Source organism: Nostoc sp., assembly GCF_036916985.1.
GTDB lineage: Bacteria > Cyanobacteriota > Cyanobacteriia > Cyanobacteriales > Nostocaceae > Nostoc.
In genome coordinates this window covers 68,973-82,674 of the sequence record NZ_JBALFD010000019.1, presented here as the reverse complement: position 1 = coordinate 82,674, position 13,702 = coordinate 68,973, and the positions used below count along the sequence as shown (strand labels likewise).

General features: G+C 42.6%; 8 protein-coding genes. 3 read left to right on the top strand and 5 right to left on the bottom strand.

Annotation, left to right across the window (positions count from 1 at the left end; translation table 11 throughout):
• The first annotated feature begins 1 nt into the window (after position 1).
• Both V7L07_RS07745 and V7L07_RS07740 read left to right on the top strand, forming a co-directional pair.
• Complete coding sequence (locus V7L07_RS07745; protein ID WP_335056541.1) at positions 2–1,378, top strand: MFS transporter; 1,377 nt, start codon at positions 2–4, stop codon at positions 1,376–1,378.
• A gap of 230 nt (positions 1,379–1,608) precedes the next feature.
• Positions 1,609–3,603 (top strand): ABC transporter ATP-binding protein/permease, encoded by a 1,995-nt coding sequence (locus V7L07_RS07740; RefSeq protein ID WP_335056538.1) that lies wholly within the window; start codon positions 1,609–1,611, stop codon positions 3,601–3,603.
• Positions 3,604–3,806: 203 nt separating this feature from the next.
• Here V7L07_RS07740 and psaB read toward each other — a convergent pair whose 3' ends face one another.
• Positions 3,807–6,032: a photosystem I core protein PsaB gene (gene psaB / locus V7L07_RS07735; RefSeq protein ID WP_335056536.1), complete on the bottom strand. Its 2,226-nt coding sequence runs from the start codon at positions 6,030–6,032 to the stop codon at positions 3,807–3,809.
• A gap of 119 nt (positions 6,033–6,151) precedes the next feature.
• A complete protein-coding gene (gene psaA / locus V7L07_RS07730) occupies positions 6,152–8,410 on the bottom strand; it encodes a photosystem I core protein PsaA (protein ID WP_335056534.1) in 2,259 nt (752 codons plus the stop codon).
• Positions 8,411–9,257: 847 nt separating this feature from the next.
• Between psaA and V7L07_RS07725 the strand changes: the two genes are divergently transcribed.
• Complete coding sequence (locus V7L07_RS07725; protein WP_335056532.1) at positions 9,258–10,886, top strand: hypothetical protein; 1,629 nt, start codon at positions 9,258–9,260, stop codon at positions 10,884–10,886.
• Here the strand turns inward: V7L07_RS07725 and glsA are convergent.
• The 3 genes from glsA to V7L07_RS07710 all read right to left on the bottom strand — a co-directional run bounded on the left by glsA (position 10,851) and on the right by V7L07_RS07710 (position 13,579).
• A complete protein-coding gene (gene glsA / locus V7L07_RS07720) occupies positions 10,851–11,765 on the bottom strand; it encodes a glutaminase A (RefSeq protein ID WP_335056530.1) in 915 nt (304 codons plus the stop codon). The genes V7L07_RS07725 and glsA overlap by 36 nt on opposite strands.
• A gap of 29 nt (positions 11,766–11,794) precedes the next feature.
• On the bottom strand, positions 11,795–12,493 hold the full coding sequence (locus tag V7L07_RS07715) for an HAD family hydrolase (protein WP_335056528.1): 699 nt from the start codon (positions 12,491–12,493) through the stop codon (positions 11,795–11,797).
• A 213-nt stretch (positions 12,494–12,706) separates the two neighbouring features.
• Positions 12,707–13,579, bottom strand: coding sequence for an HAD family hydrolase (locus tag V7L07_RS07710; RefSeq protein WP_335056526.1), 873 nt, complete (start codon positions 13,577–13,579; stop codon positions 12,707–12,709).
• Between the last annotated feature and the right edge of the window lie 123 nt (positions 13,580–13,702).

Below are 13,702 nucleotides of genomic sequence, written 5' to 3'. Positions count from 1 at the left end.
TATGAAAAAAACCAGACTGACTGTTTTACAGGAAATGCGGCTATTTATAATTGTTTGGGTAGGACAGTTGATCGCCTTAATTGGTTCTAGTACCACTGCCTTTGCCTTAGATATCTGGGTTTATAATCGCACTGGCTCAGTTACCCAGTTTGCTTTAGTCTCCCTGTTCAATACTCTACCGCTAATCTTAATTTCCCCGATCGCTGGGCCTCTGGTAGATAAGTGGGATCGCCGAAAGACAATGATTTTTGCTGATGTCTTGGCGTGTTTGGGAACGATCGCGATCGGCGTTTTATTTGTCATCGGTCGGTTAGAAGTGTGGCACATTTACCTAGCCAATACCTTCACTGCTGTTTTCATGGCTTTTCATACACCTGCTTATACAGCATCAACAGTCTTACTAGTGCCGAAACAGCACCTTAATCGTGCTAACGGGCTAATGAGTCTGATGTTTGGTATTTCCCTAATCATTGCACCAACTCTTGGAGGTATTTTACTAACCATTGTCCATTTCCAAGGGATTATTTTGTTTCACGTAACGGCTGTATTTATTGCTGTTGTCTCCTTGATGCTGGTTCGGTTCCCGGAAGTTAACACAAGTGCTGTTGCCACTGCAAAAAGTTCATTCCTAAGTGAAGCAACTTACGGATTGACATATTTGACCACTCGACCAGGACTGCTGGGACTAGTGTTATTCTCAGCCTCCAGTTTTTATATTGTGGGAGGTATTAATGTCATCACTATCCCGCTAGTGTTAAATTTCGTTTCAGTAAGCTTTTTGGGAACTATTCTTTCGCTATTTGGCATTGGGATTCTGGCAGGTGGCTTGTTCGTCAGCACATGGGGAGGGCTAGAACGCAACATATATGCCATATACGGGTGTATGCTTTTGAGTGGCGTATTTATTTTCGTCGCTGGTTTGCAAGCCTCCCTTGTCATCTTCACTGTTGGTATCTTCTTATTTTTCCTCACACAACCGATCGTTTCCAGTTCAACGCAAGCTGTCATGCAAAATAAAGTAGAACCTAATGTACAAGGTAGAGTTTTTGCGATCAAAGGAGCGATTGAAGCAGCCGCTTTCCCTTTAGGCTACATCACGATTGGGCCTTTAGCCGAGAAGGTTTTTGAACCCTTAATGGCTACTAACGGTTTTTTAGCAGGAAGCATTGGACAAATCATCGGTGTGGGGTCAGGTCGTGGGATGGGACTTCTACTGATGATTATGGGAATCTTGACTATTTTAGAAACCTGTATTGCCTACTTGTACCCTCGCTTAAGGTTTGTGGAAGATGAACTGCCTAATGTTGTTAGTAATGCAGTTGCAATGGCTGCTGATACAGCTTCTAGTAAGAATGATGCAGTTTCTTTGATATCCTAAATTTGGCGTTGCATAGTGGTGGTTGATTAAAAGCTCTACTAATTTGCAATTATTATTTTATTTTCGGAATTATCGATTTTTCAAAATAGATAATTGTTAATTTAGTCTATAAATCGGAAAATTTTTGTATCTAAATTCAACATTTATGATCTACATTAAATCCTGTGTTTTTATCATCGCTTAGTACTTCTGCAATTCAATCAAAAAAGATGTTCAGCTTATTTTAGAATATGCAAACCAAAGTTTCTCGTGGTCAATCCTTAAAGAATGATCCTTCTCCTCCGGCTTCTAATAATTTTTGGGAGAATGTAAGAGCGATCGTTCAGCCTTACTGGTATCCAACAGAGTCCGGGGAAAGAGTATTTCCAGACGTGATTCGGATATGGGGGATGCTGATTCTCCTGATTTTATTAATAATCGCGCTAGTGGGCGTAACTGCCTTTAATAGCTTCGTTACTCGCTATATAACCGATGTCATTGAAGAGAAAGATTATCCTAACTTTATTAATACGATAGTAGTTTTCGGCGCTGCTCTTGTCTGCATAACACTCTTAAACGGATTTTCTAAACTTGTCAGAAAAAAAATCGCTCTTGATTGGTACAAATGGTTAAATAATCACACATTATCAAAATATTTGAGCAATCGTGCCTACTATAAAATCAACTTTAGATCCGATGTTGATAACCCAGATCAACGAATATCCCAAGAAATCGAACCCATCACCAGTAATGCTTTGAGTTTTTCAGCTATTTTTCTAGAAAAAGTGCTGGAAATGACTACTTTTTTAGTAATTCTTTGGTCAATTTCCCAATTTATTGCAATTGTTTTGGTTGTTTATACAATCGTAGGCAACTTGATTGCTATTTACTTAGGTCAACAATTGAATAAAATTAATCAAGAAGAATTAGAACTGAAAGCAGAATACAGTTATTCTCTGACTCATGTTCGTAATCACGCTGAATCAATAGCTTTTTTTCAGGGAGAGAAACAAGAATCTAATATAATTCAACGACGATTTATTAATCTCCTAAAAAATGTCGAACGCAAGATTAATTGGGAGAACAATCAAGAACTTTTTGACGGCGCATATAAGTCTGCTATCCAAATATTCCCATATCTGGTACTAGCACCTTTATATATGAGTGGTCAAGCTGATTTCGGAGAAGTTGTCCAAGCCAGTATAGCTTGTAATCAGTTTGCCTCAGCTATGGCAACATTAATTAGAGAATTTGGGAATTCCGGACGATTTTCCAGTTATGTTGAGCGTTTATCTGAGTTTTCAGATGCGTTAGAAGCAGTTACCAAACAACCAGAGAATGTCAGTACTATTAAAACAATAGAAGAAAACCGTTTAGCTTTCGAGAATGTCACCTTACAAACGCCCAACTATGAGCAGGTAATCGTTGAAAATTTGTCACTTTCTGTTCAACCAGGAGAAGGCTTATTGATTGTTGGGCCGAGTGGACGAGGTAAAAGTTCTCTGTTGAGAGCGATCGCTGGTTTGTGGAATGCGGGAACGGGACGTCTGGTGCGACCTCCTCTAGAAGAAGTCTTGTTTTTACCTCAACGTCCCTATATTATTTTGGGAACTTTACGCGAACAACTACTTTATCCGCAGACAACTCGTCAAGTCAGCGATCAAGAACTCGAAGATGTTTTGCAAGAAGTTAACCTACAAAATTTGGTAAAAAAAGTTGGCGGCTTTGATGCAGAAGTCCCTTGGGAGAATATCCTATCCTTGGGAGAACAACAACGCCTTGCTTTTGCACGATTGTTAGTTACTCATCCGAGCTTCACTATTTTGGATGAAGCAACTAGTGCTTTGGATTTGAAAAACGAAGGTAATTTATATCAACAATTACAAGAAACAAAAACAACTTTTATCAGTGTTGGACATCGGGAGAGTCTCTTTAATTATCATCAATGGGTTTTAGAACTTGCACAAGATTCCAGTTGGCAACTTGTGACTGTTCAGGATTATCGAAATCAAAAAACAATAAATATTCAAAGTAAGCCTAATAATGAGTCGCAAAATCAATCACAAATATTGACAGAAACAATCACAAGTGAAAAGCTTTCTCATAAGGAAATAAGTGAATTAACTAATTATTCCATTAGCACTATCAGAAGTAAGGCAAGCAAAGGAGATTCTATTACTACTAAGGATGGCTTGACGTACCGCTATGACAAGAACCCAAGTGTGTTGAAATGGCTGAGAGTTTAGAAATTTGACAATTTTAGAGTTTAGGTCGCACCCAAAAAGATAACTTTTTACTTAGCTATATATTTTAGCGTAGGCGTGGCCCGTGTTCCATTGGTGTCAACTTAAGCTGAAACTCCTTTAATGAAAAGTAATCAAAAACCAAAAAAATTCCCTGCCGCAAGGCAGGGAATTTTTATTACTTATCTACAAAACTAGCAGCCGAATTAACCGAACTTACCAGCAGTAGAAGCAATCAAGAATGCGGCGTAAGTTACGACGTAGCCAACAGTGAAGTGAGCTAGACCAACTACACGAGCTTGAACGATGGACAGAGCAACGGGCTTGTCTTTCCAGCGAACTAGGTTAGCTAGAGGAGTGCGTTCGTGTGCCCAAACAAGGGTTTCAATCAACTCTTGCCAGTAACCTCTCCAGGAGATTAAGAACATGAAACCAGTAGCCCAAACTAGGTGTCCAAACAAGAACATCCAAGCCCAGACAGACAGGTTATTCACGCCGTAAGGGTTGTAACCGTTTATCAACTGAGCAGAGTTAGCCCAGAGGTAATCGCGGAACCAGCCCATGAGATATGTAGAGTTCTCATTGAACTGAGCGACGTTGCCTTGCCAAACACCTAGATGTTTCCAATGCCAGTAGAACGTAACCCAACCAAGGGTATTAAGTACCCAGAATGTAGCGAGGTAGAAGGAATCCCAAGCTGAGATGTCGCAAGTACCGCCACGACCGGGGCCGTCGCAAGGGAAGGCATAGCCGAAGTCCTTTTTATCGGGCATCAGCTTAGAACCACGGGCATCCAAAGCACCTTTGACCAAGATCAAAGTACTGGTGTGCAGACCTAAAGCGATCGCATGGTGTACCAAGAAGTCGCCAGGGCCAATTGTCAAGAACAAGGAGTTAGTACCAGCATTGATGGCATCTAACCAACCTGGAAGCCAAACGTTAGCGTAGTTAGGCCATGCTGTGTAAGCAATACTATCGGGGTTAGATAGCAATGTATCTAAACCGTACAGCACTTTACCGTTTGCAGCTTGGACGAATTGAGCAAATACTGGCTCAATCAAAATTTGCTTTTCAGGAGTGCCGAAAGCAACTACTACGTCATTATGTACGTACAAACCAAGGGTGTGGAAGCCCAAGAAAAGGGATACCCAGCTGAGATGGGAAATAATCGCTTCTTTGTGCTGTAGTACACGTTCAAGAACGTTACCCTTGTTTTGCTCTGGATCGTAATCACGAACCCAGAAGATTGCTCCGTGAGCAAAAGCACCAAGCATCAGGAATCCAGCAATATACTGGTGATGCGTGTACAACGCTGCCTGTGTTGTGTAGTCCTTCGCAATAAATGCGTAGGAAGGCAGTGAGTACATGTGCTGTGCTACCAGGGAAGTAACAACACCTAATGCTGCTAAGTGCCATCCCAATTGGAAGTGCAGGGAGTTGTTGTAGGTGTCGTAGATACCTTGGTGAGGTAGGTTGAAGGGCCCTTCAACCGGAATGCCGAAGAAACTCTTAGCATTCAAGGCTTCTTTGAGACTGTGACCAATCCCAAAATTTGTCCGGTACATGTGACCAGCAACGATGAATAAAACTGCGATCGCTAAGTGGTGATGAGCGATGTCAGTCAGCCACAAAGCTTCTGTCTGGGGATGGAAACCACCCAAGAAACTCAGAATTGCAGTTCCAGCACCTTGCGATGTCCCGAAGATATGTCCAGGAGTGTCAGGGTTTTGAGAGTAAACACCCCAGTTGCCTGTAAAGAATGGTGTCAAACCTGCTGGGTGGGGTGGGGTATTCAGGAAGTTATCCCAACCTACGTGCTGACCGCGAGCTTCGGGAACAGCAACGTGAATTAAGTGACCAGCCCAAGCTAAAGAACTAACACCAAACAAACCTGCTAAGTGGTGGTTTAGGCGATGTTCCGCGCTCTTAAACCATGCCAAGCTAGGACGGTACTTGGGTTGCAAGTGCAGCCAACCAGCGAACAATAATACAGCCGCGAATAACAGCAAGAATACTGAACCGTTGTACAGTTCGCCGTTATTCCGCAGACCGATGGTATACCACCAATGGTAGAGACCAGAGTAGGTAATGTTGACTGGATTGCTAGCGCCCGCTTGGGTAAAAGCTTCGATCGCTGGTTTACCAAAGTGGGGGTCCCAAATCGCGTGGGCGATGGGACGGATGTGAAGGGGATCTTTAATCCACTGTTCAAAGTTACCTTGCCAGGCTACGTGGAACAGGAGGCTGGATGCCCACAGGAAGATGATTGCCAAGTGACCGAAGTGAGTAGCGAAAATCTTTTGGTAAAGATTTTCCTCTGTGATGCCATCATGGGTTTCAAAGTCGTTGCCTGTAGCGATCGCATACCATATCCGACGAGTCGTCGGGTCCTGTGCGAGATCCTGGCTAAATTTCGGAAATTTCGTCGCCATAGGTTTAATAAATCCTCTGACCTTTAGCCATCAAATACCAGATGAATTTTGGATTTTGAATTTTAGATTTTAGATTCAATCCAAAATCTAAAATCTCAAATCCAAAATTTTACTGATTGCTACCCTACTGAAAGGATGTGTGCGTGGAAGAATGCCCAAGTTGTGGCAATTCCTCCCAAGAGGTAATGAGCTACCCCTACAGCCCGACCCTGAATAATGCTCAGAGCGCGAGGTTGAATTGCTGGTGCTACCTTCAGTTTGTTATGTGCCCAAACAATGGACTCAATCAGTTCTTGCCAGTAGCCGCGACCACTGAACAGGAACATCAAGCTGAATGCCCAAACAAAGTGAGCGCCTAAGAAAACTAGACCATAAGCAGACAGCGCACTTCCGTAGGAGTTGATGACTTGTGTCGCTTGTGCCCACAAGAAGTCACGCAACCAACCGTTGATGGTGATAGCACTTTGGGCAAAGTTACCACCAGTGATGTGAGTCACTACACCATCTGCATCTACCGTTCCCCAAACATCTGACTGTAACTTCCAGCTGAAGTGGAAAATTACAATCGATATGGAGTTGTACATCCAGAAAAGTCCGAGGAATACGTGATCCCAACCAGACACTTGACAGGTACCACCACGACCTGGCCCGTCGCAGGGGAAGCGGAAGCCCAGGTTTGCTTTGTCTGGAATCAGACGAGAGCTACGGGCGTACAGCACACCTTTGAGCAGAATTAGGACGGTGACGTGAATGGTGAAAGCGTGAATGTGGTGAATTAGGAAGTCCGCTGTGCCCAAAACAATGGGTGCAGCTGCCACTTTTCCGCCAACAGCCAAGACACCGCCGCCAAAGACATAGCTAACTGGTTCTAGGGCATTGGGTGCAGTTGTACCAGGAGCCAAGGCGTGGATATTTTGTATCCACTGGGCAAATACTGGCTGCAATTGAATCCCTGTATCAGAGAACAAGTCTTGAGGACGACCCAATGCACGCATTGTGTCGTTGTGGATGTAAAGTCCAAAGCTATGGAAGCCGAGGAATATAGACACCCAGTTTAGATGGGAAATAATCGCATCCCGGTGACGAATCACTCGATCCAGCAAGTTGTTTTGATTCACAACTGGATCGTAATCTCGCACCATGAAGATCGCAGCGTGAGCCGCTCCACCAACGATTAAGAAGCCACCGATCCAAGTATGGTGAGTAAACAGAGCTAGCTGAGTAGCGTAGTCAGTTGCCAAATATGGATAGGGGGGCATCGCGTATTGGTGATGCGCGATGATGATGGTCAGCGAACCCAAGAAGGCTAGGTTAGTAGCCAATTGAGCGTGCCAAGAGGTGGTCAGGTTTTCGTAGAGACCTTTGTGACCTTCGCCAGTGAAAGGGCCTTTGTGGTTTTCTAGGATCTCTTTAATGCTGTGACCAATACCCCAGTTGGTACGGTATTGATGACCAGCAATGATAAAGAGAACTGCGATCGCCAAATGGTGATGGGAAATATCAGTTAACCACAAGCCGCCTGTTACTGGGTTTAGACCGCCCTTGAAGGTCAGGAAGTCAGCATACTGACCCCAGTTCAAGGTGAAGAAAGGTGCTAAACCAGCAGCAAAGCCGGGATACAACTCGGTCAACAAGTCTTTGTTCAAGATGAACTCGTGGGGCAAGGGTATGTCTTTGATGGCAACGCCTGCATCCAAAAGCTTGTTGGTCGGTGCGGACACGTGGATCAAGTGACCAGCCCATCCCAAAGAACCAAGACCTAGCAACACTTGTAAGTGGTGGTTGAGGATTGATTCCACATTTTGGAACCATTCCAGTTTGGGAGCGCGTTTGTGGTAGTGGAACCAGCCGGCAAATAGGAATAAGCCTGCTAATACCAAGCCACCGATTGCTGTTACGTAAAGTTGGAAGGAGTTTGTAATCCCCCAACCGCGCCAGACTTGGAACAAACCGGAGGTGATTTGAATACCGTGGAAACCACCGCCAACATCACCGTTTAAAATGTCTTGCCCGACAATGGGCCAAACAACTTGGGCACTTGGTTTAACGTTTAACGGGTCGCTTAACCAAGCTTCGTAGTTAGAAAACTTCGCGCCGTGGAAAATCATCCCGCTCAACCAGATGGTCACTACAGCCAGGTGGCCGAAGTGGGCTGAGAATATCTTGCGGGATATCTCTTCTAAATCGCTTGTATGTGTATCAAAATCATGGGCGAGTGCGTGCAGGTTCCAAATCCATGTGGTGGTTTTGGGACCTCTGGCCAAGGATCTGTCAAAGTGTCCAGGTTGTGCCCATTTCTCGAATGAGGTTGGAACTGGATCGTTATCGACGATTACTCTTGCCTTTTTTTCCTCTCGCTCCGGAGGACTTATTGTCATTCGACCTCCTCTCTTGATAAGGAATGAGGAATCATTAATACCACAAAATGAACCATTACCGACTACTCCAGAATTTTACTGAAGCCACGATGAAGACCCCATGTGGAGAGTTGTTTCTCGTTGAATTATAGAGTCTTCACTTGTACATTGTTGGAGATATTTTAACAATAATTCAAACTTGCCCGAATATTGCTGGAATTCCTGCCTTAACTGGCTTTTAACTTCAAACTTTTTTCCCAAAAGTCAATAGATTATCTATTTAATTTACAAAGGATAACAATTCGTAAGATTTATGGTTTGGCTCTACATAGCCGATGTTCTAGCTTTTGCGGTGATTACTCGTGAACATTTATGTCATATTTCAATTTTCGTAAGTAAAACGCTGTAATTAATATGACGATTTTAAAAATCGGGATTGGATATTGGGAATATAAGTATGTGGATTCATACCTGACTTTTCACGGCATCTGCAAAACCTCTCTCAAAGTCTCTCTCCTTTGAGGAGAGAGACTTTGAATTTTCCCCCTTCCCGCGTCGGGAAGGGGGTTAGGTTTTTGGTAGACTTTTCCACATAACGTGAAAAGTCAGGGATTCATACCTCCAGAGAATCTTAAAAGAATTTCTTTCCCAGTCCCCAGTCCCCAGTCCCCAGTCCCCAATCCCCAGTCCCCAACTTCATCTGAGAAAAGTTGCAGAGGAATCAGCGCAATCCGCTAAAATTTCCTGAGATATACAAGAAAACCATGCGATCTGAGGCAGATTTCACCTTTTGGGCTATAGTTCCAGATGGACAGTTTGAGCCAAAATAAATCTGTCAATTATCGAAGACTATCACTGGGTGCAACACATGAACTCGTGGCTGAAAAGGGTGTTAGAGAAATTTCTCCCTGAGAGGTTCTCGATTCTCAGGTGGGTAATGACATTGGTGCTGGTATTAAGCTTGACCAGTTGCGGCGAGAAAGTCGCTAGCCAGGAAGTATCTACTATCTATAGAGAAAACTCTCCTCAGATTTCTCAAATTTCTAAGCAGTTTTCGGAAGTTTCCCCACCAGATGTTATCCAAGAACTGCGTCCAATTTTGGAAGTTTATCAGCCACAAGTGACAATTGTTACTCCACAGCCTGATGAAGTTTTCCAAGATAATAAAGTTACAGCCAGCTTTCAGGTAAAGGATCTACCAATATTTAAAGATCCACAATTACAAATAGGGCCCCATCTACACGTAATTCTGGATAATCAACCTCATATACCTGTTTACGACCTGAATCAGCCTTTGGTTTTACCAGACTTGTCTCCAGGTACTCATACCCTGCGCGTCTTTGCCTCCCGTCCTTGGGATGAAAGCTTCAAAAATGAAGGCGCTTATGCCCAGACAACATTTCACGTTTTCACAAAAACTGACGATAACAATCCAGATTCCAAATTACCCCTGCTAACTTACAGCAATCCTCAAGGTAACTACGGAACAGAACCAATTTTACTGGACTTTTACCTAACTAACGCGCCCCTACACCTCGCCCTGAAGGAAAACGCTAACGAAGGATTTAGTGATTGGCGGATTCGCGTCACAATTAATGGTGAAAGCTTTATTTTCGATCGCTGGCAGGCAATTTACCTTAAAGGCTTCCATCCAGGAAAAAATTGGGTAAAACTGGAATTTCTCGATAATCAGGGAAATGCTGTCAAAAATGCCTTTAATACCACAGTTAGATTGATTGACTACCAGCCAAAGGGTAAAGATACTCTATCGAGAATTATTAGAGGAGAACTCACAGCAGCGGAGGTGCGCGGTATTGTTGACCCCAATTATAGACCTGCACCTAAACCCACACCGACACCTTCTGTTGAAAAAACACCCCAAAAACAACCCATTCCTGAAACAGAAATTCCAAAAGAATCCAAAATACAGCCAGAAAAACCAACATTAAAAGTTCCAACGGCTGCACCATCTCCTAGCTTGTCCCCGACACCAGCAGAAATTATTGAATCTCCAGAACCACAGCCAACGGTAACGCCAACCCCTGAATCTACGCCATTACCTGAAAAAGTTGCGCCTAAACCAACTAAACAACCTAGATTGGGCGGATTTTTCAACCGTGGGGCTGGTAAAGTCACTACCCCACAAGCACCAGTTACACCATCTCCTAGTTTGCCACCCACGCCGCCAGAGATTATTGAGTCTCCAGCACCAGAAATAATTACGCCAACACCAGAACCACAGCCAACGGTAACGCCAACTCCTGAATCAACGCCGTTACCTGAAAAAGTTGCGCCTAAACCAACCAAATCTAGATTTGGTGGATATTTCAACCGTGGGGCTGGTAAAGTCCCTACCCCACAAGCACCAGTTACACCATCTCCCAGTTTGCCACCCACGCTGCCAGAGATTATTGAGTCTCCCACACTAACTCCTGAATCAACGCCGTTACCTACAACAGAATCAACCAAAGACACTCAACTGCAACTCTTGCGCTAAAGTTTCAACGAATGCGATCGCACCGACAGGATTTCCGATATTATCCAAGGAGGGACTGTAACAAGCGATCGCTCCCTCACCTGGTACTATTACTACAAGTCCACCACCAATCCCTGATTTCATCGGTAAACCAATTCTGACTGCAAACTCGGCAGAAGCTTCGTACAATCCACAAGTTAACATCACAGCATTGACAATTCGGCGGTTTTGTGCAGACAATCTGCTATTTTCACAAGCTAGGAGTTTTCCCAACAGGGCTAAATCTTCAACTCGCGCAGATAGACAGCATATTTGCTCGTATGTGTCAAGTGCTATTTCAAGATTTTCGAGATAACCGGTTTCGGCAAGATAGTTTGCGATCGCTTCATTGGCTGTTGAACGGGTTAATCGCACTGAAGCCAGCATTACCTCATCTAAGCTTAGTTGGCAACCGGCTAATTGGTTGAGCCATTGACAAAATAAGAGAGTGCGTTGATTAGCGTCTTTTCCTGGTAACTTATCAGCGAGAGTAATTGCCCCACTATTAATCATAGGGTTGCGGGGGCGGCCGCGATCGCTAACTAATTGTTCTAAAGAATTGAAGGGTGCATCCGATGGTTGCACCCCAACCCACCGAAAAACTGTTTCTGCTCCGAGATGTTCTAGCAGATAAAGTAGGGAAAATGTCTTAATCACGCTCATTAGCGGGAAAACACAAGCTGTATCCCCAAAACTGATGGTTTTACCCGATTTACAGCAGATGTGAACTGCAAACCAACTAGGATAAGCTTTAGCTAATTGCGGAATGCGATCGATAACTTTTCCGTGTTCAGCTTTAGTTTTCGCTTGTTGTACCCAAGCTGACAACTCTGTAGTCGTTAGTCTGTCAAGTCTTTTCAAAAGTGATATCCGGTAAAACCATTTCTAGTTTATGAACTCGCTGTAATATTTTCTATCGTTACTGATGGTGGATTGATAAAAGTTGACAGTATATCGACAACTTCACTAAAAGAAGCCGCACTCTTTAAATTTGCTGATTCTACATAACCAAATCCATAGGAGGCGTGAATAAAATCAACCCCTGCTTTTATAGCTGCTAATCTATCACTTTCTGTATCTCCAATATAAATTGCTTTTTTCAAGCTATGACGCTGACAAATTGCAATGATATTTTCAGATTTGGGTTTTTGAGTTCTGCCAAAACACTCTGAGTCTACAAATATATCCCTAAAAGTTTTGTTTGTATTACTAGTGTTTAAAGGCATAGAAAGAAATACCTGCAAGTACCAGTACTCACAATTGCTAACTAAAAACAAGGGAAACTGAGAGGACAAAGTATCTAAATATTCTGAAACACCCTTATATAAAGTTCCACCTCTAGTTTTTATCTCTTGCTTTTCACAGTCTTCTATTAAAAGAGAAAATTTATCAATATTTTCCTCTTCTATGTCTGGAAAAATATTTTTTATGCACTCTATAAAAGGAAGACCACTTACCCCATTAATATCATCCTCAGTAATAGGAGTTCTCGAAATATTAGCAATCTTAATTGCTTGATTCCAAGCATCTGCACATATACTCGATATATTCCAAAGAGTTCCATCTAGATCAAATATTACCCCGACCATACATAACTCCTAAAAGAAACTAAGCAATTTCAATCCCTATACTATTAGTAGTCTGTCAATAAATAATTGATGGATAAATTACCTGTAGAGACGGCGATTTATCGCATCTCTCTACCCACCAAATTCATTGTGTGGGGCTGCTAAATATCCAACTTCTTCAAGAAGTCGGGAATTTGAACATCACTAACCTCTCAAAACTTTTGAGACAGACTACTAGTCAATGTCAAAGTCAGATTTCAAAGCATATCTATTTGACCAATCCTGATTAATATATTTAACAACACTATCTTCTATATTTGAACCAATTAATAATGTTGCGTAACGCTTGAGTTCGGCATCTGCGTTAGCAACTGCAATAGCATGATTAGCAATCTTGAACATTTTGATATCATTAATTTGATCGCCAAAAACTACAACCTCACTTTCCTGTAATCCATAATTTTCTACCAGAGTCCGAATGGCTTGGGCTTTTGTCGCTTTGCGGTCATGAATTGTTAACCAATACCATCCCGGAGAGTATTGGTTTTCCATCAAGTGTGTCTCTACGTTAGTTTCATGTCTTTCAATAATCGCGCCTTGAAGTTCGAGTAATTCCTGTGCATGACCAATCACTGTTAGACAAATAATTTGATCGTTAAAAGAAAGCGTCAAATCTTCAATTGATCGCAACCTTCGGTCTTTGCTGGTTAGGCGATCGTTAAGATACCAACGCATTCCATCGTTGATTATATCTTTATAGTAAGCACAATCTTCCGTACCATTAAAACTAGATATAAACGGAACACAACCAAACTCCAAGATAAGTTTGTAGATACTTTCAACTACAGAAGGACAAATAGAGTTAATAATTTCATGTCTACCAGAATCCAAATCAGAAATAAAAGCACCATTAAATTCGATAACTGGGAGACGAAGATTCAAACCTTTTAGCATGACTTGCATAGAAACAACGCTACGCGCACTAGCTACAGTAAACTGGAGTCCTTGATGCAAGAGTTCATCAAGGATTTTTTTGCTGAAGGAAGAAAGAATTGCATTATCTCCAAGCAATGTACCGTCTAAATCGGAAACATAGAGAGTGTTCATAAACTTTAGCTGACACTGATTGAGAGGATAATTATACTTTGAATTATGCTAAATCGATAGACTTACTGTAATATGCCAATCCTATTTGACTTGTAAACACCGAGAGGCTCAGATCCCCGACTT

What these genes read in the sequence shown, in the direction of transcription:
- V7L07_RS07745 (WP_335056541.1), top strand. Translation starts at nt 2, where the DNA reads ATGAAAAAAACCAGACTGACTGTTTTACAGGAAATGCGGCTATTTATA.
- V7L07_RS07740 (WP_335056538.1), top strand. Translation starts at nt 1,609, where the DNA reads ATGCAAACCAAAGTTTCTCGTGGTCAATCCTTAAAGAATGATCCTTCT.
- psaB (WP_335056536.1), bottom strand. Translation starts at nt 6,032, where the DNA reads ATGGCGACGAAATTTCCGAAATTTAGCCAGGATCTCGCACAGGACCCG.
- psaA (WP_335056534.1), bottom strand. Translation starts at nt 8,410, where the DNA reads ATGACAATAAGTCCTCCGGAGCGAGAGGAAAAAAAGGCAAGAGTAATC.
- V7L07_RS07725 (WP_335056532.1), top strand. Translation starts at nt 9,258, where the DNA reads ATGAACTCGTGGCTGAAAAGGGTGTTAGAGAAATTTCTCCCTGAGAGG.
- V7L07_RS07715 (WP_335056528.1), bottom strand. Translation starts at nt 12,493, where the DNA reads ATGGTCGGGGTAATATTTGATCTAGATGGAACTCTTTGGAATATATCG.
- V7L07_RS07710 (WP_335056526.1), bottom strand. Translation starts at nt 13,579, where the DNA reads ATGAACACTCTCTATGTTTCCGATTTAGACGGTACATTGCTTGGAGAT.